We start from the raw sequence: 23,072 nt of genomic DNA on the forward strand, positions 1-23,072 counted from the left end.
TAAACGAGAGACCGACATGCTCGATTCCAAACTGTTACGTAGCAACCTTCAGGACGTAGCGGACCGCCTGGCATCCCGTGGCTTTGCCCTGGATGTCGCGCGCATCGAAGCGCTGGAAGAACAGCGCAAGACCGTCCAGACCCGCACCGAAGCACTGCAGGCTGAGCGTAATGCCCGTTCCAAATCCATCGGTCAGGCCAAGCAGCGCGGTGAAGACATCGCGCCGTTGATGGCCGACGTCGAGCGCATGGGCACTGAGCTGTCCGACGGCAAGGTCGAGCTGGAAGGCATCCAGTCCGAGCTGGATTCGATCCTGCTGGGCATCCCCAACATCCCGCATGAATCCGTGCCGGTGGGTGCAGATGAAGACGGCAACGTCGAAGTGCGCCGCTGGGGCACGCCAAAAGCCTTTGATTTCGCGGTCAAGGACCACGTTGCCCTGGGCGAATTGACCGGTGGCCTGGATTTCGAAACCGCTGCCAAGATGTCCGGCGCACGTTTCTCCCTGCTGCGTGGTCCGGTGGCCCGCCTGCATCGCGCCCTGGCGCAGTTCATGATCAACCTGCACACCGCCGAGCACGGCTACGAAGAAGCCTACACGCCGTACCTGGTGCAAGCACCGGCGTTGATGGGCACCAGCCAGCTGCCGAAATTCGAAGAAGACCTGTTCAAGATCAGCCGCGAAGGCGAAGCCGACCTGTACCTGATCCCGACGGCCGAAGTGTCGCTGACCAACATCGTCTCCGGCGAGATCCTCGACGCCAAAGAGCTGCCGCTGAAGTTCGTGGCTCACTCGCCATGCTTCCGCAGCGAAGCCGGCGCCTCGGGCCGCGATACGCGCGGCATGATCCGCCAGCACCAGTTCGACAAGGTCGAGATGGTGCAGATCGTCGAGCCGTCGACCTCCATGGACGCCCTGGAAGGCCTGACCGCCAACGCCGAGCGCGTCCTGCAACTGCTGGAGCTGCCGTACCGCGTCTTGGCACTGTGCACCGGCGACATGGGTTTCAGCGCCGTGAAGACCTACGACCTCGAAGTGTGGGTGCCGAGCCAGGACAAGTACCGCGAGATCTCGTCGTGCTCCAACTGCGGTGATTTCCAGGCCCGTCGCATGCAGGCGCGTTTCCGCAACCCGGAAACCGGCAAGCCGGAACTGGTACACACCCTCAACGGTTCGGGCCTGGCCGTAGGCCGTACCCTGGTGGCCGTGTTGGAAAACTACCAGCAGGCTGACGGTTCGATCCGTGTGCCGGACGTGCTCAAGCCGTACATGGCGGGCGTTGAGGTCATCGGCTAAATGGAATTTCTGCCGCTGTTTCATAACCTGCGCGGCAGTCGTGTGTTGGTCGTCGGTGGCGGGGAGATTGCCTTGCGCAAATCCCGGCTGCTGGCCGACGCCGGTGCGTTGCTGCGGGTGGTTGCTCCCCAGATCGAAGACCAGCTCAACGAGTTGGTGCTGGGCAGTGGCGGGGAACTGATTTTGCGCGGTTATCAGGAGGCCGACCTCGACGGCTGCACCCTGATCATCGCCGCCACCGACGATGAAACGCTGAACGCGCAGGTGTCCAGCGATGCCAAGCGTCGGTGCGTGCCGGTCAATGTGGTCGACGCGCCCGCCTTGTGCAGCGTGATCTTCCCGGCGATTGTCGACCGTTCACCGTTGGTGATTGCGGTGTCCAGCGGCGGCGATGCACCAGTGCTGGCTCGGCTGATCCGCGCCAAGCTGGAGACCTGGATTCCGTCCACCTACGGCCAGTTGGCCGGGTTGGCGGCGCGTTTTCGCGCCCAGGTCAAAGGCTTGTACCCGGATGTGCAGCAACGTCGCGCGTTCTGGGAAGACGTGTTCCAGGGCCCGATTGCCGATCGCCAACTGGCCGGGCAGGGCGCCGAAGCCGAGCGTTTGCTGGTGGAAAAAGTCAACGGCAAGGCGCCCCATGCGCCGGGTGAGGTTTACCTGGTGGGCGCCGGCCCCGGCGATCCGGACCTGCTGACCTTCCGCGCACTGCGCCTGATGCAGCAAGCCGATGTGGTGCTCTACGACCGCCTCGTTGCGCCGGCGATTCTGGAACTGTGCCGTCGCGATGCCGAGCGTGTGTACGTCGGCAAACGTCGCGCCGACCATGCCGTGCCGCAAGATCAGATCAACCAGCAACTGGTGGACCTGGCCAAGCAAGGCAAGCGCGTGCTGCGCCTCAAGGGGGGCGATCCGTTCATCTTTGGTCGTGGTGGCGAGGAGATCGAGGAACTGGCGGCCCATGGCATCCCGTTCCAGGTCGTGCCGGGTATCACGGCGGCCAGTGGTTGCGCGGCGTACGCCGGGATCCCACTGACCCACCGCGACTATGCGCAATCGGTGCGTTTCATCACCGGGCATTTGAAGGACGGGACCTCGGACCTGCCCTGGCATGACCTGGTGGGGCCGTCGCAGACGTTGGTGTTCTACATGGGCTTGATTGGCTTGCCGATCATCTGCGAACAGCTGATCAAGCATGGGCGCGCAGCCGATACCCCGGCGGCGCTGATCCAGCAAGGCACCACGTCCAACCAGCGCGTGTTCACCGGCACCCTGGCCGACTTGCCACGCATGGTGGCGGAGCATGAAGTGCATGCGCCGACACTGGTGATCGTGGGTGAAGTGGTGGTGTTGCGTGAAAAGCTCAAGTGGTTTGAAGGCGCACAGTCCCAGGTCTAAAGCCTGAAAGCATCGCGGGCAAGCCCGCTCCCACAGGGAGTCGCATTCCAACTGTGGGAGCGGGCTTGCCCGCGATGAGGCCCTCAAGGCCAGCCAACAACCCGGATCAGCTCCAGACCGCTTTGCCGCTCAACCTCAACCGATCATGGCCAGCATCAAACCCCTGCACCGGCCCCTTCGGCACAATCCCCGTCGGATTGATCGTGCGGTGGCTCGCATAGTAATGCCCCTTGATATGCCCGAAATCCACCGTCTCGGCCACCCCCGGCCACTGGTACAACTCCCGTAGCCAATTCGACAGGTTCGGATAATCCGCAATCCGCCGCAAATTGCATTTGAAGTGCCCGTAATACACCGCATCAAAGCGAATCAGCGTAGTAAACAGACGCACATCCGCTTCGGTCAGGTATTCACCCGCCAGGTAGCGATGGTCGCTCAGGTGCTGTTCCAGATAATCCAACTCGGCAAACACATCATCAAACGCGCCTTCGTACGCCTGCTGCGAAGTGGCGAAGCCTGCGCGGTACACGCCGTTGTTCACGGCCGGGTAAATACGCTCATTCAGTGCGTCGATGGTCGGGCGCAGGGCCTTGGGGTAGAAATCCAGGGTGTTACCGGTCAGCCCGTTAAACGCGCTGTTGAACATACGGATGATTTCCGCCGATTCGTTGCTGACGATGCGCTTGAGCTTTTTGTCCCACAGCACGGGCACTGTCACGCGGCCGGTGTAGTCGGCGGTGTCAGCGGTATAACGCTGGTGCATGAAGGCAAAGTCGTCGAGGGCGTCGCCGCTGGAGCCGTGGGCTTTGTCGAAGGTCCAGCCGTTTTCCAGCATCAGCCAACTGACCACGGACACGTCGATCAGGCTTTCCAGGCCCTTGAGCTTGCGCATGATCAGCGTGCGGTGAGCCCAGGGACAGGCGAGGGACACATACAGGTGGTAGCGGCCGGCTTCGGCCTGGAAGCCGCCTTCGCCGCTTGGGCCGGGCGTGCCGTCGGCGGTCACCCAGTGGCGGCGTTGCGCTTGTTCGCGCTGGAATGCGCCGTCCGCGCTACTTTCGTACCACTGGTCTTTCCAGTGTCCTTCGATCAGCAAACCCATGACTGGCTCCTCAGCTAATAAGCGTTGGAGACCAGTCTAAAGGGATGGGTTCGATTTAAAAGCGCAAAGACTGCGGGTGAATGATCGATTAAATCGATTTATCCCGCGCGTCCCAGTATTGCTGGGCCAGGGCAAACGCCTGTTCCCGTGGGTGGCCGAGGCCGCGCAAGGCCAGGGCCATGGTGGCAATCAGCGCCAGTTGCGGGTAGCTGTCCTCGACATCACCGCGCCACAACGCCTTCAAGTGCTCGGGCTCAAGGCTGGCCGGCTTGACGTGGCGCTGGGCGGAGAGGGCAGGCCACTCTTCGTCCCAGCTTTCGCCGCCGGTGGTGCCATACAAGTGGCTGGCGCTGTCGGGGTTGATCTCGATCTCGCCGCCGTCACCCTTGACCACAATCACATTGTCGCCGAGCAGGCCGCTGGCATCGCGGTGCACACCCTGGTAGCCGGGATGGAAAATGCTTTGCAGGCCTAGGCGGGCATGCAGCGGGTTGAGCAGGCGCGCCAGGGAGTGGATCGGCGAACGCAGGCCCAGGGTGTTGCGCAGGTCGATCATGCGTTGTAGTTGCGGCGCCCAGTCACCCAGCGGGATAAACGCGAGGTTACCCTGTTCATAAGCGCTTTCGACCTGCTGCCAGTTGCGGCACAGCGGGATCTGCAAGCCTTCCAGCAACTGCTCGGTATACAACCGGCCTGCGGTGTGTGCGCCGCCGCCGTGCATCAGGATGCGCACGCCGTTTTGCGCCAGGCACTTGGCCGCCAGCAGGTACCACGGCAGGTGGCGTTTCTTGCCGGCGTAGGTCGGCCAGTCCACGTCCACATTCAGCGCTGGAGCGTTGAGGCGGTCGCGCACGGCTTCGGTAAAACCGGCCAGTTCTTCCGGGCTTTCTTCCTTGTGGCGCAGCAGCATCAGGAACGCGCCGAGCTGGGTGTCTTCGACCTTTTCGTCGAGCAGCATGCCCATGGCTTCACGGGCTTCCTCACGGGTGAGGTTGCGCGCGCCGCGCTTGCCCTTGCCGAGGATGCGCACGAACGGTGCAAACGGGTGTTCGGCCGGGGTTTCTAGGGTCAGGGGAGCAAAGTCGGTCATAAGCAATTCGTCGGCCTGGGCAGGCCCGCCAGCTTGGCGGCGAGTTTGGCGGGAGTGCCGTTGAACAGTTTGTTGAGGTGCAGGCTGTTGCCCTTTTCCGGGCCGAGCTTCAACGCGGTGTATTTGATCAGCGGGCGCGTGGCCGGGGACAGCTGGAATTCGGCGTAGAAGCCGCGCAGCAGGTCGAGGATCTGCCAGTGGTCCGGCGTCAGCTCCAGGTCTTCGGCGGCGGCCAGGGCGTTGGCGACGTCGACGGACCAGTCATTCAAGTCGACGAGGTAGCCGTCCTTGTCCAGCTCCAGGGTGCGCGCGCCTACGGTCAGGGTATTCATAACCAGCTGTTGACCTTGTCGTAATCGAGGGACAGTTGCACGAAGCCGGGATAGTCCACGCTGTCGGCCCAGTCCGGTAAGGGCAGGTTGCGTGCTTGCATGTCTTCGGCCAGCACAAACACCTTTACGCCCTTAGTGTGCAGGGCCGGGGCGTGCAGCCCGTAGGCGCCGTCGCCGCACAGCAGGATCGCGTCCTCGGCGCCGCAGATGCGTAGGCAACTGTCGAGGCGGCTGTCGGAAAACGGCGAGTGAGACACCACATGTAAAGTCGACATCAGAGGGTAATCACCTGGTCGTAACGGTCAATCAATTGGGAAATCGCGTCGTTGCTCAACGGTTGCGCCTCGGTGGGCGGCGTCAAGCCACGCACGGCCATGCTGTGGCGGCAGACAAAGACATCGTCGATGCCGAACAGCCCCAATGCCTGCAGGTTGGCGCTCAGGTCCTTTTGTTGCACGGCCTTGGCGTTCTGGTGCGGGGCCAGCTGAAACACGCCGTCATCCATGAACAGCAAGCCAATCGGCAAATCAAAGGCACCACCGGCCAACACGATATCCAGGGCTTCCCGCGCACCGGGGCCGGACCACGGCGCCTGGCGGCTGATCACCAATAGGGATTTGGACATGTCACGGCCCTCCAAAACAGATCAGGCGGTCGGCGGCCTGGGCGGCATCGTGCAACTGCCCCAGGCCCGACAACGCCCAAGGGGCTTCAATATTCACGGCGCTGCGCTGATAACGCGTGGCTTCTTCCTGGTTGAGCACGCCACGACGCAAGGCGGCGGCGATGCACACCACGCCATCGAGCTGGTGCAGGCTGACAAACTCACGCCATTGGCGCGCGATGTCTTGCTCGTCCTGGGGCGCGACGATGTTGTTGGACGCGCTGTACACGCCATCCTGATAGAAAAACAGCCGCACAATCTCGTGCCCGCCGGCCAGCGCCGCCTGGGCGAACAGCAGGGCGCGGCGCGAGGAGGGCGCGTGGGCGGCGGAAAACACTGCAATCGCAAACTTCATGGAACACTCTGCAAGCAAACGTCGGCCAATGATAAAGCCGCCGCCAGGAAAAAGCCCGCCGTGATCAAAACGGTCACTGTTGCTGATCGTTCTGACGATTGCCCGTAGGACCAAGGCTGCCTAGTCTGTGGGCAATCGAAATGGAATCGGAGTGCCCATGTCAGGTCCCTTGGCGTCCCTCAAAGTGCTGGATTTCTCCACCTTGCTGCCTGGCCCGTTTGCATCCTTGATGCTCGCAGACATGGGCGCCGAGGTCTTGCGCATCGAATCGCCCACGCGCATGGACCTGCTGCGGGTGTTGCCGCCCCATGACCGGGGCACATCAGCGAGCCATGCCTACCTCAATCGCAATAAACGCAGCCTGGCGCTGGACCTCAAGCAGGCCGAGGCGTTGGAGATCGTGCGCGCGTTGGTCAAGGAGCACGACATTGTGCTTGAGCAGTTTCGCCCTGGGGTGATGGAGCGGCTGGGTTTGGGCTATGAGGCGCTGAAGGCGATCAATCCCCGGCTGATTTATGTGTCGATCACCGGCTACGGCCAGACCGGCCCCTACAAGGACCGCGCCGGGCACGACATCAATTACCTGGCATTGGCCGGCGTGGCCAGCTACACCGGTCGCCAGGACAGCGGGCCGTTGCCGTTGGGCGTGCAATTGGCGGATGTGGCCGGGGGCTCGCTGCACGCCGTCGTCGGGTTGCTGGCGGCGGTGATTGCGCGGCAGCAGAGCGGGGTGGGGCAATACCTGGACGTGAGCATGACCGATTGCTCATTCAGCCTGAATGCCATGGCTGCGGCGGGGTATCTGGCGTGCGGGGTGGAGCCGGAATGGGAGAATCATGTGCTCAACGGTGGCAGTTTTTACGACTATTACCGCACCCGGGACGGGCGCTGGATGTCGGTGGGCAGTCTTGAACCCGCGTTTATGCAACAGCTCTGCACGGCATTGGGGCGCCCGGAGTTGGCGGCGCTGGGCCTGTCGCCCCAGCTCAAGCCTGCGCTGCAAGTCGAGTTTGAGAAGCGTAGTTTTGATGAATTGTGTGCATTGTTTGCCGAAGTGGATGCCTGCGTCGAACCCGTGCTGAGTGTGAGTGAGGCGGTTGAGCATCCCCAGTTGAAGGCGCGGGAGTTGGTCAGCCAGGTGCCACGGGGTGATGGTTCGAGCCAGGCGCAACTGGCGTGTCCGTTGAAGTTTTCGCAGGGTTTGCCGGCGCCTCGGCATATTGGGGTGGGGGTGGGGGCGCACAGTGATGAGGTGTTGGCGGAGTTGGGGTTCAGTGCTCAGCGGATTGAGGATTTGCGGCAGGCCAAGGTTATTGGTTGACTGATCCGGCGCCTTCGCGGGCAAGCCCGCTCCCACATTTGACCGCGTTGTCACGTTGATCACCGATCCCATGTGGGAGCTGGCTTGCCTGCGATGAGGCCCTCACTCCACCCGAGTCTCCCCAGTGAACACCAAGGTCTGCCGACACCGCCGACACAAATACCGCCGCCCCTGCGCCACCAACCCATGGCGCTGCGCCGAAAACGGGAAATCGCTGTCCGCACACGGGCAGCGGTAGATATACCGCATCACCTGGCGCCGCTTCACCGCATAGGTATGGCAACGGTCCGGCGGCAGTTCGTACACCCCGCGCATGATCAGCTGCCATTCCTCGCCATGGGGTTGGATGCGCTCGCCAAACAGTTGGTGGGCAATCAAATGCGCCACTTCATGGGCCACGGTCTGTTTCAGGAAGTGCTGGCTGTTTTCGCGGTACAACTGGGGGTTGAAGCGCAGCAGGTTCTCGTGCAAATGCGCGACACCGGCCTTCTGGCCCCGCAGCTTGAGGCTGACCTGGGGGCGTTTGAAGCTTCGTTTGAAAAAGGATTCGGCTTGTTGGAAACAATCTTCGACGCGGGTGTTGAGCTGCTCGGGCATGCTGTACCTATCTCCAGAGACGCCCAGTATGCCGCAAAGGCGAGTGTTTCCGAATCTGTCAGGCGCCGAATGGTCGCACATAACGCACAAAGCCACCTTGCGGTGGCCTTGCCCATGGTTTGAACGCGCTCAACTGGTGTAGATCGGCCCTACACCCAAGCCCCAGACAATCACGGTAAACGCCATGATTGCCACCAGCACGACCAGCCCTACGGCCAGCACCGAACTGGAAAACAGGAAACCCTCGTCCGGGTCGATGCTCATGAAGGTCGGCAGCCCCACATACAGTAGATACACCGTGTAGCAAATCGCCGCCGTGCCCACGACCATGCCCAGCCACATATGTGGATACAGCGCCGCCAGCCCGCCGATAAACAGTGGTGTCGCCGTGTAGGTCGCGAATGCCACACAGCGCGGCATGCTGGGGTTGGCGTCGTAGGTACGGGCCATCCAGTGAATGAACGCGCCCATCACCGCCACGCCGCCGAGCATGGCGGCGTAGGACATCAGGGTCATCCACAGTGCGCTTTCCTGGGTCAGCATGACCGGCGCGCGGTTGCCGATGACCCAGCCGACCTGGGTGGTGCCAATAAAGGCTGATACGGCGGGGATCGCCGCAAGAATCAGCGTATGAGTGAGGTACATGTGGCCGATGCTTTCTTCTTTATCGCCACGGATTTCCCGCCATTCCTGGTCGGGATGGGTAAATAGCCCCACGACGTGATGGATCATGCCAGTCACTCCTGTCGTTATTACCATCGCCCCCCATCGGAGCGCCCACGGGCCAATTGGCCTGAAAGGTCCCGGATATCTGTGCGACCTCAAGTCGCAGTATAGGAAGGGATGACCGGAATAACTGTAGGGCCTTTAGAGCAAATTGCGCTGTAAACGTTGCTCCTAATCGCGGTGAGGTCTGTCAGTAGTGCCACGGTCAATGTGGGAGCTGGCTTGCCTGCGATAGCGGTGGGTCAGCCAGCACATTGGCTACTGATAGACCGCCATCGCAGGCAAGCCAGCTCCCACATTGGAACGGCGTCGCCCATTGAAGTATTTTTGCGTAAAATACCGCGCTTTTCGTCACACACCTTTTGCGGATCCAAGCGCCATGGGCACTCTTACGGTCAACCAGAACAAACTGCAAAAACGCCTGCGTCGCCTGGCCGGTGAAGCGGTCGCTGATTTCAATATGATTGAGGACGGCGACAAGGTCATGGTCTGCCTCTCCGGCGGCAAAGACAGCTACACCCTGCTCGACGTGCTGCTGCACCTGCAAAAGGTTGCGCCGATCACGTTCCAGATCGTCGCCGTCAACATGGACCAGAAACAACCGGGCTTCCCCGAGCACGTGCTGCCGGCCTACCTCAAAGAGCTGGGCGTCGAGTACCATATCGTCGAGAAAGACACCTATTCGGTGGTCAAGGAACTGATCCCGGAAGGCAAGACCACCTGCTCGCTGTGCTCGCGCCTGCGCCGTGGCACGCTCTACACCTTTGCCGATGAAATCGGCGCAACCAAGATGGCCCTGGGTCATCACCGCGACGACATCGTCGAGACCTTCTTCCTCAATATGTTCTTCAACGGCTCGCTCAAGGCCATGCCGCCCAAGCTGCGCGCCGATGACGGACGCAACGTGGTGATCCGCCCGCTGGCGTATTGCAACGAGAAGGACATCCAGGCCTACTCCGACTTCAAGCAATTCCCGATCATCCCGTGCAACCTGTGTGGCTCCCAGGAAAACCTGCAGCGCCAGGTGGTCAAGGAGATGCTGCTGGACTGGGAGCGCAAGACCCCGGGCCGCACCGAGAGTATCTTCCGCAGCCTGCAGAACGTGCAGCCGTCGCAATTGGCCGACCGCAACCTGTTCGACTTCACCAGCCTCAAGATTGACGAAACCGCTGCCTCGCGCTTCGTCAACGTAGTGAACCTCTAGGCGACTTCCACGCTCTGACACACGGCGCTCGCGGGCGCCGTTTTCAATTCAAACCCCAGGAGAGGGCATGCGCGATTACAAGTGGCTGCACGAATACTGTCTGAACCGTTTCGGTTCGGTCGCCGAGTTGGAAGCCCATCTGCCGGTGCCCAACACCCCGGCGCAATTGCGCAAGATCAGCGATGACCGTTACCTGTCGACCCTGGCCCTGCGGGTGTTTCGCGCGGGCTTGAAGCACAGTGTGGTGGACGCCAAGTGGCCTGCGTTCGAGAAAGTCTTCTTCGGCTTCGACCCGGAAAAAGTCGTGTTGATGGGTGCCGAGCACCTGGAGCGGCTGATGCAGGACACCAGCATCATCCGCCACCTGGGCAAGCTCAAGAGTGTGCCGCGCAATGCGCAGATGATCCTGGATATCGCGCAGGAACACGGCAGCTTCGGCGCGTTTATCGCCGACTGGCCGGTGACCGACATCGTTGGGCTGTGGAAGTACCTGAGCAAGCACGGCCACCAGTTGGGCGGCTTGTCGGCGCCGCGCTTCTTGCGCATGGTCGGCAAGGATACGTTTGTGCCCAGTTATGACGTGGTGGCGGCGCTGAACGCGCAGAAGATCGTCGACAAGGCGCCGACCAGCCTGCGGGACCTGGCGACGGTGCAGGGGGCGTTCAATCAGTGGCATGCCGAGAGTGGGCGGCCGATGTGTCAGTTGTCGATGATGCTGGCTTACACGGTGAACCATTGAGATTTAGGTGATGCCATCGCAGGCAAGCCAGCTCCCACATTCGACCGCGTTCCTTCAGTTGAAATGCAATCAAATGTGGGAGCTGGCTTGCCTGCGATAGCGAGCTTCAGGCCGACACAGGTTCTACAGCCAATCGCCGATTCAACTGATGCCGCCACCGCACATACAACAACGCCGTACAAAACACCGCCAGGCTCGCCACCATCTCCAACACCCCGAACCACTGCCGATTCGGGTCATACGCCGCCAGCGCGCCCTTGATGAAGTACAGGTTCACCGCAAAGCACATCCACGAATGCCCGCGCGCGCTGCCCAGCAGCATCCCCGGCGCGAGCAACAGCAGCGGCACCAGTTCGATCAGCAGGATCACCCACGGTCGTGCGCCGTGCAGGTCGGCGACGAACAGGTAATACCCGCACAGCAAACCCACCAGGCCAAAGAACGCCAGCAGGCTCAATGCCCGTGCGACCTTGACCCGTGGTTCCAGCCACGCCTGGGGCGGCAGGACTTTAGGCTTCTTGGCCACGACCGGCCTCCAGCAGCGTCGCGGTGTTCGCCAGGCGCAGGCCGAGGGCGCGGCACAGGGCGATTTCATGTTGATCGAGCAGGCGCTTGCCGTCCGGGCCGGCGTGGTGGCTGGCGCCGTAGGGCGTGCCGCCGCCTTGGGTGTCGAGCAGCGCCTGTTCGCTGTAGGGCAAGCCGGTGATCAGCATGCCGTGGTGCAACAACGGCAGGAGCATCGACATCAGCGTGGTTTCCTGGCCGCCGTGCAGGCTGGCGGTGGAGGTGAACACCCCGGCCGGCTTGCCGACGAGGGCGCCGGTCAGCCACAGGTTGCTGGTGCCGTCGATAAAGTACTTGAGCGGCGCGGCCATGTTGCCGAAGCGCGTCGGGCTGCCCAAGGCCAGGCCCGAGCAGTGCTTCAGATCATCGAGGCTGGCATATAGCGCGCCTTCGTCGGGGATGCTCGGCGCCACGGCTTCGCACTCGGTGGAGATCGCCGGCACGGTGCGCAGGCGCGCTTCCATGCCGCCTTGCTCGATGCCCCGGGCAATCTGCCGGGCCATTTCGCTGACCGAGCCATGGCGGCTGTAATACAACACCAGCACATACGGCATCGTCACGGCAGGATCTCCAGCACGTTTTCTGGCGGACGGCCAATGATGGCCTTGTCGGCGGTTTCGAGGATCGGGCGTTCCATCAACTTGGGGTGCGCGGCGATCGCGGCGATCAGTTGCGCTTCGCTGAGGCTGGCGTCGGCGAGGTTGAGGGCCTTGTATTCGTCTTCACCGGTGCGCAGCAGTTGGCGCGCGGTGAGGCTCAGCTTGGCGAGCAAGGCCTTTAACTGTGCGGCGTCCAGCGGCGTTTCCAGGTAGCGCACCACGGTTGGGGTGAGGCCGCGGGCTTCGAGCAGTTCCAGCGCACCGCGGGATTTCGAGCAGCGCGGGTTGTGATAAAGCGTCAGATCGGTCATGTGCGGGTCGCATCTTGCGTAAGGTGGCGGGTATTCTACCCGCGCGGCGTCCCGTCCTTAAACCGTAAGAGGCGATAGGTCGCAGCCAACGTTCATTTTTGCGAAGGATTACCCCATGACAAATCGACTGATCGGTGCATTGGCGATCATCACAACCCTGCTGCTCAGCGGCTGCGGCAACGATTACGGCGTTGACCAATACGGCCAGAAAGTCGCGGCCGAGCGCTTGGACAAACAATGGGTGGTGGTCAATTACTGGGCCGAATGGTGTGGCCCGTGCCGCACGGAAATTCCCGAGCTGAACGCTTTGGCGGACCAGTTGAAAGGGCAGAACGTCGGGGTGTTCGGGGTTAACTTCGACAATGTACAGGGCGAGGAGCTGAAGACCGCCAGCGAGAAGCTGGGGATCAAGTTCACCGTGCTGGCGCAGAACCCGGAGGGGATTTTTGATATTCCGCGCAGTGAAGCGTTGCCGGTGACCTACATCATTGATGACAAGGGCAAGGTGCGTGAGCAAATGATGGGTGAGCAGACGGCGGAAGGCGTGATTGCAAAACTGAAGGCCCTGCGCGGATAAACAGCTGGAATCAGGTGAGGTCTGGCTTGTGTGGGAGCTGGCTTGCCTGCGATGCAGGCGGCGCGGTGTATCAGGTACACCGCAGCGATGCCATCGCAGGCAAGCCAGCTCCCACAGAAAAGCCAGCCCACATTTAGGCTGGGTTAGCCTTCTTCAAGCCACAGGCGAATCGGCTTGCCCTCGGCCGGCCAGAAACGTGTCTGCTCGATCGGCGATATATCCCAGCGCTGCACGCCTTGCAGGGCCTGGAAGAAGCGGTGTTCCTGCTCCATCAAGGCCTCGGCGCAGAGTTTGCGGGTGCTGCCGATCTGGCCGAAGCTGAGCTTTTCGCCGTCGACGGTGTACGGCGCAAACCAGTGGTTGCAGCCGCCGTTGCCGTAGGCGCGACCGTCCGCACCCAAGGTGACGGTCAGGTGCGCGTAATCCATCAGCGGCCGTTCACCGATCCATTCCACCACGTAGCTGTGATCCTGCTTGAGCTTGACCGCATCCCCGGCACAACCCGTCAGGGCCGCACCAGCGGCGGCGAGCAGAAGCAGGCCTTTCATTGCGCGGCCTGCTGGCATTTCGGGCAGCGGTGCTTGGCGCCTTCGCTGGCCCAGCCCAACTCCTTGATGCGCGCGTTGGCGGCCGGTTGCAGCGGCTCTTTGCTCAGCTTGGTTTCGACGGCGAATTCAAACTCCAGCACGCTGTCGCAGCTGTCGCAGTTGACCTTCCAGGTGTGAATCTCCAACTCGCCGAATTTCGGCCCCTGGGCCATGGCGACCCATTGGCCCGCCGGGCGGATGGAATAGCGCGCGTCGCCTTCGACGGTCAGGCGCATCGACAGGGTTTTGCTGCCGCGCAGGGTGACGATCAGCACGTCGCCGTGCTTGATCGCGCCACCGTTGCCGGTGACCTGGTAACGGCCCGGCACCAGGGCGCGGCATTCGATCAGGGTGTGTTGCGGGCTCAGCAAGCTGAAGCGGAAATCGTGTTCGGCCATGGATCCTCCAAATAGGCGCGGCATCCTATCACGGGTGCCGGCCCATCATGGGCCTGGTATGTGACCGCTGATCATCCCTCGACCAGGTTTTGTGTGCGGCCTTCGGCCCAGGCGGCGATGTTGGCCAGGGTGGTGCCGGCGATTGCACCCAGGGCTTCGCGGGTCAAAAACGCCTGGTGCGCGGTGATGATCACGTTGGGGAAGGTCAACAGGCGTGCGAGCACGTCGTCTTGCAGGGGCAGGTCGGAGCGGTCTTCGAAGAACAATTGGGCTTCTTCTTCGTACACATCCAGCCCCAGGTAGCCGAGTTGGCCGTCCTTGAGCGCCTCGATCAGCGCCGGCGTATCCACCAGGCCGCCACGCCCGGTGTTGATCAGCATCGCGCCGGGTTGCATATGGGCCAGGGAGCCGGCGTTGATCAGGTGTTTGCTGTCGGCGGTGAGCGGGCAGTGCAGGCTGATGATCTGCGCTTGCGCCAGCAGCTCGGGCAGGCTCACGTAGCGCGCGCCGAGGGCCAGCACCTGCGGGTTGGGGAACGGGTCATAGGCGAGCAACTGGCAGCCGAAACCGGCCATGATCTTGGCGAATGTGGCGCCGATCTGCCCGGTGCCGACCACGCCGACGGTCTTGCCCACCAGGTCGAAGCCGGTGAGGCCGTGCAGGCTGAAATCACCATCGCGGGTGCGGTTGTAGGCGCGGTGCAGGCGGCGGTTGAGCGCGAGAATCAGCGCCACCGCATGCTCGGCCACGGCGTGCGGCGAATAGGCGGGGACGCGCACGATGGTCAGGCCCAGGCGCTTGGCGGCGGCCAGGTCGACGTGGTTATAACCGGCGGAGCGAAGGGCGATCAGGCGCGTGCCGCCTTTGGCCAGGTGCTCCAGCACCGGGGCGCCGAGGTCGTCGTTGATAAACGGGCAGACCACGTCGTGGTGTTCGGCCAGGGCCACGGTGTCGAGGTTGAGGCGCGCGGGTTGGAATTGCAGCTCCAGGCCGGGCGGTAAAGGCTCGCCGAGGAAACTGTCGCGGTCGTAGGTTTGGCTGCTGAAAAGTATGACGCGCATAGAAAATGCTCCCTGCGATTAACCCGTTGAAAATACATAACCCTTGTGGGAGCGGGCTTGCCCGCGATAGCGGTGGTTCAGTCAACACATCGATGACTGACAGACTGCTATCGCGGGCAAGCCCGCTCCCACAAAAGCCCGTTCGCTAAGACTTTGTGCATCAGGCGCTAACCCGCGCCTCACTGGCCAGTCGCGCAATGGCCATGTCCAGCTCGTCCAGTGCACTCATGGCTTTGGCATCGTCCTGCTTGAGCAGGGTTTCCGCGCGCTGGCAGGCGGCGCGCAGTTGCGGCACACCACAATAGCGGGTGGCACCGTGCAGGCGGTGGACGCGTTCGATCAGGGCGTGGTGGTCATTGGCTTCGCGGGCGAGGGTGATGGCCAGGCGGTCGGCTTCCAGCGAGGCCAGCAACATGGCCAGCATGTCGGCGGCCAGGTCGGTCTTGCCGGCGGCCAGGCGCAGGCCTTCTTCGTGGTCCAGCACCAGCAGGCGCACGGCCGGGGCCAGGCCGTCGGTGGCGCGCTCCGGCGCCTGGTTGCGCAGGGCCAGGCCGGTCCATTTGAGTACCACCTGGGCCAGTTGCCGCTCGCTGATGGGCTTGGTCAGGTAGTCATCCATGCCGCTTTGCAACAGCGCGCGTTTTTCGTTGGCCATGGCGTGGGCGGTGAGGGCGACCACCGGCAATGGCGTGCCGTGGCGTTCGCTTTCCCACTGGCGGATCGCTTCGGTGCTCTGGCGACCGTCCATGCCAGGCATTTGCACGTCCATCAACACCAAGTCGAAGGTTTCCTGCTTGACCGCATCAATGGCGGCAAAACCACTTTCGACCGCCTGCACCTTGGCCCCCATGTCTTCCAGCAGGGTTTGCACCAGCAGCAGGTTGGCCGGGTTGTCGTCCACGCACAGCACCCGTGGCGCACGGCTGGACAATGGCTCGCCGGGCTCGCTGCGCGAGGGGCGCGGGCTGATCAGGTCGGCCAGGGCGCGGCGCAGCTTGCGCGTGCAGGCCGGCTTGGCCTGCAACTGGCTGTTGGGGTTGGGCACCGATTGGGTGAACAGCATCTGTTCGGTGGTCGGGCACAGGACCATCACTTTGCAGCCCAGGTGTTCGAGGTCCCACAGGTGCTGGTTGAGGCGTTCAGGGGGAATGTCGTTGGCGGTGATGCCGAGCACCGCCAGGTCGATGGCCTGTTCGGTCTGGTGCGCGCTGGTAATGCCATTGGTCAGGCTTTCCAGGCTGTTGAACGGGGTGACTTCCAGGCCGCAGTCTTCCAACTGATGTTGCAGGGCCTGGCGCGCCAGTTCGTGGTTCTCCAGCACGGCCACGCGTCGCCCCAGCAGCGGCGCAGAGGGCAGGTCGTCAAGGTCATCGCGGGTCTTGGGCAGGTTCAGGCTGATCCAGAATTCCGAGCCTTCGCCTGGCGTGCTGTCGACGCCGATCTCGCCGCCCATCTGTTCGATAAGACGCTTGGAAATCACCAGGCCCAGGCCGGTGCCGCCAGGCTGGCGCGACAGTGAGTTGTCGGCTTGGCTGAACGCCTGGAACAGCGCGCGCACATCCTGGCTGGACAGGCCGATGCCCGTGTCCTGCACGCTGATGCGCAACTGCACGCTGTCTTCCTGCTCGTCCTCGATCATCGCGCGGGCGACGATGGTGCCTTCGCGGGTGAACTTGATCGCGTTGCTGATCAGGTTGGTCAGGATCTGCTTGAGGCGCAGCGGGTCACCCACCAGTGCCAGCGGGGTGTCGCGGTAGACAAGGCTGACCAGCTCCAACTGCTTGGCGTGGGCGGCAGGGGCGAGGATGGTCAGGGTGTCTTGCAGCAGGTCGCGCAGGTTGAAGGGCACGCTGTCGAGGACCAGCTTGCCGGCCTCGATCTTCGAAAAATCGAGGATCTCGTTGATGATGCCCAGCAGGTTGTCGGCGGATTTTTCGATGGTGCTCAGGTAATCCAGCTGGCGCGGCGACAGCTCGCTTTTTTGCAGCAGATGGGTAAAGCCGAGGATGCCGTTGAGCGGGGTGCGGATTTCATGGCTCATATTGGCCAGGAACTCCGACTTGATGCGGCTGGCCTCAAGGGCTTCCTTGCGCGCCAGGTCCAGCTCGATGTTCTGGATCTCGATGGTTTCCAGGTTCTGGCGCACGTCTTCGGTGGCCTGGTCGATGCTGTGCTGCAACTCTTCCTGGGCGTTTTGCAGGGTTTCGGCCATGCGGTTGATGCCCGAGGCGAGTTGGTCCAACTCCTGGCTGCCCAGCGGCGGCAAGCGGGTTTCCAGGTTGCCGTCCTTGAGCTGGGCCACGGCTTGCTTGATCTGGCCAATCGGCGAATTGATCGTGCGACTGATGCGCAGCGCCAGGGTGGCCGTGCCGATCAGGCCGATGGCGATCAGCAGCAGGCTGGCAAACAGGCTGCGATAGCCGCGCAGCAACATGCCGTTGTGGGACAGTTCAACTTCGACCCAGCCCAGCAGGCGGTCGGCTTCGTCGGGGATCAACTCGCCCGCGAGGTTGCGATGACGGCCAAACACCGGCAGCAGGTAGCGGGTGGCATCGTTGCCGGTGCGTTGCAGCAGATGGGAGCTGTTGCCGGCGGGAGGCTGGTTGAGCATGGTCGGGCCGGCATGGGCCAGGGGCGTGCGGTCAGGGCCGAGGAACGACACGGCGCGCACGTCCGGCTGCTCCAGGGACTGGGTGGCGATGCGCTCCAGCAGGTCGGCGTTCTTCGCGCTCAAGGCCGGTGCCACCAGCGGTGCCAGTTGCTCGGCGATCATTTCGCCGCGTTGCAGCAATTGGCTCTGCAATTCCGACAGTTGCATCCAGGTGAAGTAGCCCCCCAACACCAGGGCCATCAGGCTGGTCGGCAATAAGGTCAGCAACAGTACGCGGCCTTTTATCCCCATTCTTCTAAGCACGCCACTCTCCTGCTACCACACTGTTATCAATGAACCGCGCAAGCATCCGGGCCGCGCCACACTGCGCAGTGTAGCCATTTGCGCGCGGTGGAATCTTGCAAATTAATGACAGGCGGCAATCTTCGGGCAATTGGCGGCCGGATGGCGATTGCCTGTGGCGGGTTAATCTTGAATAATCAGTCATTGAGAATGACTTGCAGACGCTAATGAATCCCGCAGTAGTTGGCCTACCCAGTATCCTGACCATCGAAGATGACCCTGTGCTCGGCGCCTATGTCCACGAGCATCTGGGGCGTTGCGGCTTCCAGGTCACCTGGTGCCAGAACGGCCAGCAAGGCCTGCAGATGGCCCGCGACCAGGCATTCGACGTGGTGTTGATGGATATCTTGCTGCCGGGGATGGATGGCTTGTCGATCCTCACGCATTTGCGCCAGAGCCATTCGATCCCGGTCATCCTGATGTCGGCCCTGGGGGCCGAAGCCGACCGTATCAGCGGTTTTCGCCTGGGTGCCGACGACTATCTGCCCAAGCCGTTCAGCATGATCGAATTGCGCGTGCGCATAGAAGCCATCCTGCGCCGCGTCGCCCTCGACAGGCGCCCGTTGCCGAGCCTTGCACCGTTGCGCGACGACCTGCGCCCCCTGCGTTTTGACGATGAACTGTGTGATGTGTTCTACCAGGAACAATGGGCCGGGCTGACCCGCAGCGAATACCGCTTGCTGGAAACCCTGCATCGCAATGGCGAAGAAGTGCTCAGCAAAGCCTTCCTTTATCAGCATGTGTTGCAGCGCGGTTATGCGCCCCACGACCGCAGCCTGGACATGCACATCAGCCAGATCCGCCGCAAGCTCAAGGCCATCGGCTACAGCGAACGTGAAGTGCGCACGGTGTGGGGCAAGGGCTACGTGTTGAGCGGTGCTGATGAGGTTCTTTGAGCGCCCTTTGACGCGGCTGCCGGGCAAGCACTCGTTATTCTGGAAGCTGGCGTGCCTGTTGATTGCCTTCTGCTTGCTGATGATCTGGCTCAGTTGGTCCTGGGGCCGGTACATGGAGCAGAAAAACCAGTACCTCTCCGACGAAGCGCGGATCACCTTGAGTGGTTACGCCGTGAGTGCCGAGCAGGCCTGGAATCGCGGCGGCCACGCCGGCGTCGACGCCTGGCTGCAAGCGATGGGCAAGCGCGAACGCACCTGGATCGGCGTGATTGGCAATGACCTGCAATCGCTGAGCAGCTACCCGCTGACCGACAAGGAAAGCCAGCGCCTCACCTCCCTGCGCGGGCTCGACTGGCCCGTCAGCCGGCACGTGCAGGGTTTGCCGTGGTTGAAAATCCCCTTTCCAGTGGACCCGTCGGCGGGCTCCCTGGTGATCGAGTTGCCCCAACGCTTCATGCCGGGGCGCTATCAGTTGTTCTGGCGGGTGGTGACCAACGGCGTGATTCCGGGCCTCTTTACCTTGTTGCTGTGCATTGGCCTGTATCGTTTGTTGATCATGCCCCTCAATCAACTGCGCGAGCAGGCCAACGCCTGGCGTGCCGATCAGTTGAATACGCGGCTGTCCCACGCGGCGATCAGCCGCCAGGATGAGTTGGGCGAGCTGGGGCGGGCTTTTGATCATATGTCCGAGCGCCTGCAAGGCACGGTGGTGTTGCAGCAGCAGTTGCTACGGGACATGTCCCACGAGTTGCGCACCCCTTTGAGCCGCTTGCGGGTGGCCTGTGACAGTGAGCAGGACCTGGCGCAACTGCGTGAACGCCTGGGCCGCGAGATCGACGCCATGCAACGTCTGGTGGAAGACAGCCTGCAACTCGCCTGGCTGGACACCGAACGCGCGCCGCTGCCCCAGGAAGACATCCAGTTGCAGGCATTGTGGGACATGTTGCGGGAGAACGCGTGTTTCGAAAGCGATTGGCCGGCATCGCGCCTGCCGTGCCTGTTGGAGGCTGATTGCTGGGTACGCGGCAACTTGAACGCGTTGGCCCAGGCCCTGGAAAACATTGTGCGCAATGCCATCCGCCATTCTCCCGCCGAAGGTGTGGTCAGCCTGGACGGGCGGCGTGAGGGCGATTACTGGCACCTGTGGCTGGAGGATCAGGGGGGCGGCATCGCTGAACAGGACCTGGAGCGGATCTTTGCGCCGTTCACCCGCCTGGACGGCTCGCGCCCCGGCGACGGCGGCTTTGGCCTCGGCTTGAGCATCGCGCGCAATGCCGTGCAACGCCAGGAGGGTAGCCTGTGGGCGCAAAACACCGGGCTTGGCCTGCGCATACACCTGCGTTTGCGGGCGCGCTAGGCCTCAAGCGCGCCGTTGCTTGCGTTTCTTCCATTGGTGGGCCACCCACCAGCGCCAGTACAGCATGGTCAGGCAATAGGCCAGGGCGCCCAACACCAGGCCCAGCACTACTGAACCCAGCAGGAACGGCTGCCACAAGGTACTCAGCTGGCCACTGATCCACTCCCAGGTGAGGTCATCCGGCAGGCTGCGCGGCGGCACATTCATCAGCCAGGCGCCGGTCAGGTACGTGCAGAAAAACACCACCGGCATGGTGATCGGGTTGGTCAGCCACACCAGGCTGACGGCAATGGGCATATTGCCGCGCACCACGATGGCCAGCACGGCCGCCAACAGCATCTGCAAGGGGATCGGGATAAACGCCGCGAACAGACCCACGGCCATGGCCCGCGCCACCGAGTGCCGGTTCAGGTGCCAGAGGTTTGGGTCGTGCAGCAGGGTGCCGAGGAATCGTAAGGACTTGTGTTCCCTGATACTGGTCGGGTCGGGCATGTAGCGTTTGAATAAGCGCCGGGGCATAAGGGGTCCAGGTCAGTTCGAGGGGCAAGTATGCCCGCATTCTATAAACAGAAAATTCAGACTTTGTGACAAAACATCATAGGCCGTGCCTGGCGTCCGGCTAAGACTGAGTGGATCACTTGAAAGGGATGATCCATGAGAGCAGGGATGTTCGCGTTTGCATTGGGGCTGCTGGCGTTGCGCTATTTGCCAGCATTGCCACCTGTCGGCTGGCTGCTGGCCATGCCGGTGGTGGCGTTGATGCTGTTGCCGTTTCGCATCTATTGGCTGGCGTTCTTTCTGCTGGGCTTGAGTTGGGCGTGCCTGAGCGCGCAGTGGGCGCTGGATGACCGGTTGCGGCCGGCACTGGATGGGCAGACGCGCTGGCTGGAGGGGCGTGTCGTCGGGTTGCCGCAGCAGACGGGTAGCGGTGTGCGTTTTGAACTGGCCGACAGTCGATCGCGTAATGCTCGCTTGCCCAAGCGTATCCAGGTGTCCTGGCACGGCGGGCCGCCCGTGCACAGCGGTGAGCGCTGGCGCCTGGCGGTCACGCTCAAGCGGCCCTCCGGGCTACTCAATTTTCATGGGTTTGACCGCGAAGCCTGGTTGCTGGCCCAGCGCATTGGCGCCACCGGCTCGGTAAAGGACGGCGTGCGCCTGGCCCCGCCGCGCAATGCCTGGCGCGACAGCGTTCGCCAGCGCCTGCTGGCCGTGGATGCCCAGGGCCGTGAAGCGGCGGTGACGGCCCTGGTGCTGGGCGACGGCTCCGGGCTGGCGCCCCAGGATTGGCGGGTGCTGCAGGCCACCGGCACGGTGCATCTGCTGGTGATTTCCGGCCAGCACATTGGCTTGCTCTCGGGCCTGATCTACGGGCTGATTGCCGGGATGGCGCGCTACGGCTGTTGGCCGCGAACCTTGCCTTGGCTGCCGTGGGCCTGTGGCCTGGCGTTTGCTGCGGCGTTGGGCTACGGCTTGCTGGCGGGGTTTGGTGTGCCGGTGCAACGCGCCTGTGTGATGGTCGGGCTGGTGCTGTTGTGGCGTTTGCGGTTTCGACACTTGGGGGTGTGGTGGCCGTTGTTGCTCGCGCTTAATGGGGTGTTGGTGCTTGAGCCGTTGGCCAGCCTGCAAGCGGGGTTCTGGTTGTCGTTTGCGGCGGTTGCGGTACTGGTGCTGGCATTTAGCGGGCGTTTGGGGCCGTGGGGGTTCTGGCACGTGTGGACCCGCCCGCAGTGGCTGATTGCTATCGGTTTGTTGCCGATCTTGCTGGTGCTGGGCTTACCCATCAGCCTCAGCGCGCCGTTGGCCAATCTGTTCGCGGTGCCGTGGATCAGCCTGGTGGTGTTGCCATTGGCATTGCTGGGGACTGCGCTGTTGCCGGTGCCATGGCTGGGCGAGGGGCTGTTGTGGTTGGCGGGCGGTGCACTTGATGGGCTGTTCAAGGGCCTTGAACTGTTGGCCGGGCAAGTGCCGGCGTGGGTCGCCGGCGAGGTCCCGTTGGGGTACTGGCTGATCAGCCTGTTGGGCGCGGTGTTGCTGCTGCTGCCCAAAGGCGTGCCGTTTCGGCTGCTGGGCTGGCCGATGCTGCTGTTGGCGGTGTTTCCACCCAGGGAACCAGTGCCCCATGGCCAGGTGGACGTACTGCAACTGGATGTGGGGCAGGGCCAGGCGTTGATCCTGCGTACCCGCAACCATACGTTGCTATACGACGCAGGCCCCCGCTCGGGGATGGCTGACCTGGGCGCACAGGTGGTGTTGCCGGCCTTGAAAAAACTCGGGGTAGGGCAGTTGGACCTGATGTTGCTCAGCCATGCCGATGCCGATCACGCGGGTGGCGCGGCGGCGGTGGCTCGTGGTTTGGCCATCCGTCGCGTGGTGGGTGGCGAGACCGAAGGCTTGCCGGCGTTTCTCGGCACCCAACCGTGTGTGAGCGGGGAACGTTGGGAATGGGATGGCGTGGTGTTTGAACTATGGCAATGGCACGGTGCTATTGAAGGCAATGCGAAGTCCTGTGTGTTGCAGGTCCAGGCCAGTGGCGAGCGTCTGTTACTGACCGGTGATATCGACCGCGCCGCCGAAAAGGCGTTGCTCGCATCGCCCCTGGCGGTACCGACCGATTGGCTGCAAGCGCCCCATCATGGCAGCCGCAGCTCCTCGTCCTGGCCCTTTGTACAGCGGCTCTCACCCACGTCAGTGCTGATTTCCCGCGGTCGTGGCAATGCGTTCGGACATCCTCACCGGCAAGTGATAGAGCGGTATCAGGCGCTGGGCAGCCGGATCTACGACAGCGCCGAACAAGGTGCCGTACGCTTGCGGTTGGGGGCCTTCGCGCCACCGATTGTTGCGCGCAGTCAACGTCGCTTCTGGCGCGAAGCGTTACCCTCAGGGCCTGTGGTCGACGAACCCCGCTGACGAACCGATATGGTAAAGTGGCGCACTTTTTCGAGGGGAC

At 62.7% G+C, this 23,072-nt stretch carries 25 protein-coding genes; 9 read left to right on the plus strand and 16 right to left on the minus strand.

All coding sequences use genetic code 11. From position 1 onward, the window contains the following. The first annotated feature begins 16 nt into the window (after positions 1–16). Positions 17–1,297, plus strand: a complete 1,281-nt coding sequence (gene serS, locus J1G37_RS17750; RefSeq protein ID WP_124527883.1) for a serine--tRNA ligase — start codon at positions 17–19, stop codon at positions 1,295–1,297. Further along, a complete protein-coding gene (gene cysG, locus J1G37_RS17755) occupies positions 1,298–2,692 on the plus strand; it encodes a siroheme synthase CysG (RefSeq protein WP_207043824.1) in 1,395 nt (464 codons plus the stop codon). Between the two features lie 106 nt (positions 2,693–2,798). Here cysG and J1G37_RS17760 read toward each other — a convergent pair whose 3' ends face one another. The 6 genes from J1G37_RS17760 to tusD all read right to left on the minus strand — a co-directional run bounded on the left by J1G37_RS17760 (position 2,799) and on the right by tusD (position 6,235). Next, positions 2,799–3,794, minus strand: coding sequence for a glutathione S-transferase family protein (locus tag J1G37_RS17760; protein ID WP_207043833.1), 996 nt, complete (start codon positions 3,792–3,794; stop codon positions 2,799–2,801). Between the two features lie 88 nt (positions 3,795–3,882). Further along, positions 3,883–4,884: a glycosyl transferase family protein gene (locus tag J1G37_RS17765; protein ID WP_207043835.1), complete on the minus strand. Its 1,002-nt coding sequence runs from the start codon at positions 4,882–4,884 to the stop codon at positions 3,883–3,885. Then, positions 4,881–5,216 carry a TusE/DsrC/DsvC family sulfur relay protein gene (locus J1G37_RS17770; RefSeq protein WP_207043837.1) on the minus strand — a complete coding sequence of 112 codons (336 nt, stop codon included), beginning with the start codon at positions 5,214–5,216 and terminating at the stop codon, positions 4,881–4,883. The genes J1G37_RS17765 and J1G37_RS17770 overlap by 4 nt, the downstream gene beginning before the upstream one ends. After that, the gene (gene tusB, locus J1G37_RS17775) at positions 5,213–5,491 is read right to left on the minus strand and encodes a sulfurtransferase complex subunit TusB (RefSeq protein ID WP_185706677.1); all 279 of its coding nucleotides are present in this window, start codon (positions 5,489–5,491) and stop codon (positions 5,213–5,215) included. Before tusB ends, J1G37_RS17770 begins: the two co-directional genes overlap by 4 nt. Further along, positions 5,491–5,841 carry a sulfurtransferase complex subunit TusC gene (gene tusC / locus J1G37_RS17780; protein WP_207043838.1) on the minus strand — a complete coding sequence of 117 codons (351 nt, stop codon included), beginning with the start codon at positions 5,839–5,841 and terminating at the stop codon, positions 5,491–5,493. Before tusC ends, tusB begins: the two co-directional genes overlap by 1 nt. Position 5,842: 1 nt before the next feature. Beyond that, positions 5,843–6,235, minus strand: coding sequence for a sulfurtransferase complex subunit TusD (gene tusD, locus J1G37_RS17785; RefSeq protein ID WP_207043841.1), 393 nt, complete (start codon positions 6,233–6,235; stop codon positions 5,843–5,845). A gap of 157 nt (positions 6,236–6,392) precedes the next feature. On the opposite strand from tusD, the gene J1G37_RS17790 reads away from it, so the two are divergent. Further along, complete coding sequence (locus J1G37_RS17790; protein WP_207043843.1) at positions 6,393–7,556, plus strand: CaiB/BaiF CoA-transferase family protein; 1,164 nt, start codon at positions 6,393–6,395, stop codon at positions 7,554–7,556. 102 nt (positions 7,557–7,658) lie between these two features. Here J1G37_RS17790 and J1G37_RS17795 read toward each other — a convergent pair whose 3' ends face one another. Both J1G37_RS17795 and J1G37_RS17800 read right to left on the minus strand, forming a co-directional pair. Further along, positions 7,659–8,153 (minus strand): SprT family zinc-dependent metalloprotease, encoded by a 495-nt coding sequence (locus tag J1G37_RS17795; RefSeq protein ID WP_017737180.1) that lies wholly within the window; start codon positions 8,151–8,153, stop codon positions 7,659–7,661. 129 nt (positions 8,154–8,282) lie between these two features. Further along, positions 8,283–8,885 (minus strand): Yip1 family protein, encoded by a 603-nt coding sequence (locus tag J1G37_RS17800; protein ID WP_207043845.1) that lies wholly within the window; start codon positions 8,883–8,885, stop codon positions 8,283–8,285. A 373-nt stretch (positions 8,886–9,258) separates the two neighbouring features. Here J1G37_RS17800 and ttcA point away from each other — a divergent pair, with 373 nt between their 5' ends. After that, positions 9,259–10,083: a tRNA 2-thiocytidine(32) synthetase TtcA gene (gene ttcA / locus J1G37_RS17805; protein ID WP_207043847.1), complete on the plus strand. Its 825-nt coding sequence runs from the start codon at positions 9,259–9,261 to the stop codon at positions 10,081–10,083. A 67-nt stretch (positions 10,084–10,150) separates the two neighbouring features. Further along, positions 10,151–10,822 (plus strand): DNA-3-methyladenine glycosylase I, encoded by a 672-nt coding sequence (locus J1G37_RS17810; protein WP_124527893.1) that lies wholly within the window; start codon positions 10,151–10,153, stop codon positions 10,820–10,822. A gap of 106 nt (positions 10,823–10,928) precedes the next feature. Here the strand turns inward: J1G37_RS17810 and J1G37_RS17815 are convergent, their stop codons facing one another. Genes J1G37_RS17815 through arsC form a run of 3 tightly spaced genes read right to left on the minus strand, consistent with a single transcriptional unit; the run spans position 10,929 to position 12,296 of the window. Continuing rightward, complete coding sequence (locus J1G37_RS17815) at positions 10,929–11,348, minus strand: DUF2069 domain-containing protein (protein WP_207043849.1); 420 nt, start codon at positions 11,346–11,348, stop codon at positions 10,929–10,931. Next, positions 11,332–11,946: an NAD(P)H:quinone oxidoreductase gene (wrbA, locus tag J1G37_RS17820; RefSeq protein WP_207043851.1), complete on the minus strand. Its 615-nt coding sequence runs from the start codon at positions 11,944–11,946 to the stop codon at positions 11,332–11,334. Before wrbA ends, J1G37_RS17815 begins: the two co-directional genes overlap by 17 nt. Continuing rightward, a complete protein-coding gene (gene arsC / locus J1G37_RS17825) occupies positions 11,943–12,296 on the minus strand; it encodes an arsenate reductase (glutaredoxin) (protein WP_207043853.1) in 354 nt (117 codons plus the stop codon). The genes wrbA and arsC overlap by 4 nt, the downstream gene beginning before the upstream one ends. A gap of 115 nt (positions 12,297–12,411) precedes the next feature. Here arsC and J1G37_RS17830 point away from each other — a divergent pair, with 115 nt between their 5' ends. Next, positions 12,412–12,873, plus strand: a complete 462-nt coding sequence (locus J1G37_RS17830) for a TlpA disulfide reductase family protein (RefSeq protein WP_207043855.1) — start codon at positions 12,412–12,414, stop codon at positions 12,871–12,873. 143 nt (positions 12,874–13,016) lie between these two features. Here J1G37_RS17830 and J1G37_RS17835 read toward each other — a convergent pair whose 3' ends face one another. From J1G37_RS17835 to J1G37_RS17850, 4 genes are all read right to left on the minus strand, one after another. Further along, positions 13,017–13,421: an META domain-containing protein gene (locus J1G37_RS17835; protein WP_124527897.1), complete on the minus strand. Its 405-nt coding sequence runs from the start codon at positions 13,419–13,421 to the stop codon at positions 13,017–13,019. After that, entirely contained in the window at positions 13,418–13,858 is a 441-nt protein-coding gene (locus tag J1G37_RS17840; RefSeq protein WP_124527898.1) for a hypothetical protein, read from the minus strand. The genes J1G37_RS17835 and J1G37_RS17840 overlap by 4 nt, the downstream gene beginning before the upstream one ends. Positions 13,859–13,929: 71 nt before the next feature. Beyond that, complete coding sequence (locus tag J1G37_RS17845) at positions 13,930–14,919, minus strand: 2-hydroxyacid dehydrogenase (protein WP_207043857.1); 990 nt, start codon at positions 14,917–14,919, stop codon at positions 13,930–13,932. A gap of 160 nt (positions 14,920–15,079) precedes the next feature. Then, the gene (locus tag J1G37_RS17850; RefSeq protein WP_207043859.1) at positions 15,080–17,833 is read right to left on the minus strand and encodes a response regulator; all 2,754 of its coding nucleotides are present in this window, start codon (positions 17,831–17,833) and stop codon (positions 15,080–15,082) included. A 206-nt stretch (positions 17,834–18,039) separates the two neighbouring features. On the opposite strand from J1G37_RS17850, the gene J1G37_RS17855 reads away from it, so the two are divergent. Both J1G37_RS17855 and J1G37_RS17860 read left to right on the plus strand, forming a co-directional pair. Beyond that, positions 18,040–18,768, plus strand: a complete 729-nt coding sequence (locus J1G37_RS17855) for a response regulator transcription factor (RefSeq protein ID WP_207043861.1) — start codon at positions 18,040–18,042, stop codon at positions 18,766–18,768. Beyond that, positions 18,755–20,125 (plus strand): sensor histidine kinase, encoded by a 1,371-nt coding sequence (locus J1G37_RS17860; protein ID WP_207043865.1) that lies wholly within the window; start codon positions 18,755–18,757, stop codon positions 20,123–20,125. Before J1G37_RS17855 ends, J1G37_RS17860 begins: the two co-directional genes overlap by 14 nt. A 3-nt stretch (positions 20,126–20,128) precedes the next feature. Here the strand turns inward: J1G37_RS17860 and J1G37_RS17865 are convergent, their stop codons facing one another. Beyond that, entirely contained in the window at positions 20,129–20,644 is a 516-nt protein-coding gene (locus tag J1G37_RS17865; RefSeq protein ID WP_124527903.1) for a DUF2062 domain-containing protein, read from the minus strand. 147 nt (positions 20,645–20,791) lie between these two features. Between J1G37_RS17865 and J1G37_RS17870 the strand changes: the two genes are divergently transcribed. Then, a complete protein-coding gene (locus J1G37_RS17870) occupies positions 20,792–23,032 on the plus strand; it encodes a ComEC/Rec2 family competence protein (protein ID WP_207043879.1) in 2,241 nt (746 codons plus the stop codon). Positions 23,033–23,072: the final 40 nt, after the last annotated feature.

This window comes from Pseudomonas sp. Marseille-Q1929, assembly GCF_017316265.1.
In the GTDB taxonomy this organism is placed as follows: domain Bacteria; phylum Pseudomonadota; class Gammaproteobacteria; order Pseudomonadales; family Pseudomonadaceae; genus Aquipseudomonas.

Coding starts and splice junctions, on each gene's coding strand:
- serS (WP_124527883.1), top strand. CDS start 17: ATGCTCGATTCCAAACTGTTACGTAGCAACCTTCAGGACGTAGCGGAC.
- cysG (WP_207043824.1), top strand. CDS start 1,298: ATGGAATTTCTGCCGCTGTTTCATAACCTGCGCGGCAGTCGTGTGTTG.
- J1G37_RS17760 (WP_207043833.1), bottom strand. CDS start 3,794: ATGGGTTTGCTGATCGAAGGACACTGGAAAGACCAGTGGTACGAAAGT.
- J1G37_RS17765 (WP_207043835.1), bottom strand. CDS start 4,884: ATGACCGACTTTGCTCCCCTGACCCTAGAAACCCCGGCCGAACACCCG.
- J1G37_RS17770 (WP_207043837.1), bottom strand. CDS start 5,216: ATGAATACCCTGACCGTAGGCGCGCGCACCCTGGAGCTGGACAAGGAC.
- tusB (WP_185706677.1), bottom strand. CDS start 5,491: ATGTCGACTTTACATGTGGTGTCTCACTCGCCGTTTTCCGACAGCCGC.
- tusC (WP_207043838.1), bottom strand. CDS start 5,841: ATGTCCAAATCCCTATTGGTGATCAGCCGCCAGGCGCCGTGGTCCGGC.
- tusD (WP_207043841.1), bottom strand. CDS start 6,235: ATGAAGTTTGCGATTGCAGTGTTTTCCGCCGCCCACGCGCCCTCCTCG.
- J1G37_RS17790 (WP_207043843.1), top strand. CDS start 6,393: ATGTCAGGTCCCTTGGCGTCCCTCAAAGTGCTGGATTTCTCCACCTTG.
- J1G37_RS17795 (WP_017737180.1), bottom strand. CDS start 8,153: ATGCCCGAGCAGCTCAACACCCGCGTCGAAGATTGTTTCCAACAAGCC.
- J1G37_RS17800 (WP_207043845.1), bottom strand. CDS start 8,885: ATGATCCATCACGTCGTGGGGCTATTTACCCATCCCGACCAGGAATGG.
- ttcA (WP_207043847.1), top strand. CDS start 9,259: ATGGGCACTCTTACGGTCAACCAGAACAAACTGCAAAAACGCCTGCGT.
- J1G37_RS17810 (WP_124527893.1), top strand. CDS start 10,151: ATGCGCGATTACAAGTGGCTGCACGAATACTGTCTGAACCGTTTCGGT.
- arsC (WP_207043853.1), bottom strand. CDS start 12,296: ATGACCGATCTGACGCTTTATCACAACCCGCGCTGCTCGAAATCCCGC.
- J1G37_RS17830 (WP_207043855.1), top strand. CDS start 12,412: ATGACAAATCGACTGATCGGTGCATTGGCGATCATCACAACCCTGCTG.
- J1G37_RS17835 (WP_124527897.1), bottom strand. CDS start 13,421: ATGAAAGGCCTGCTTCTGCTCGCCGCCGCTGGTGCGGCCCTGACGGGT.
- J1G37_RS17840 (WP_124527898.1), bottom strand. CDS start 13,858: ATGGCCGAACACGATTTCCGCTTCAGCTTGCTGAGCCCGCAACACACC.
- J1G37_RS17845 (WP_207043857.1), bottom strand. CDS start 14,919: ATGCGCGTCATACTTTTCAGCAGCCAAACCTACGACCGCGACAGTTTC.
- J1G37_RS17855 (WP_207043861.1), top strand. CDS start 18,040: ATGAATCCCGCAGTAGTTGGCCTACCCAGTATCCTGACCATCGAAGAT.
- J1G37_RS17860 (WP_207043865.1), top strand. CDS start 18,755: ATGAGGTTCTTTGAGCGCCCTTTGACGCGGCTGCCGGGCAAGCACTCG.
- J1G37_RS17865 (WP_124527903.1), bottom strand. CDS start 20,644: ATGCCCCGGCGCTTATTCAAACGCTACATGCCCGACCCGACCAGTATC.
- J1G37_RS17870 (WP_207043879.1), top strand. CDS start 20,792: ATGTTCGCGTTTGCATTGGGGCTGCTGGCGTTGCGCTATTTGCCAGCA.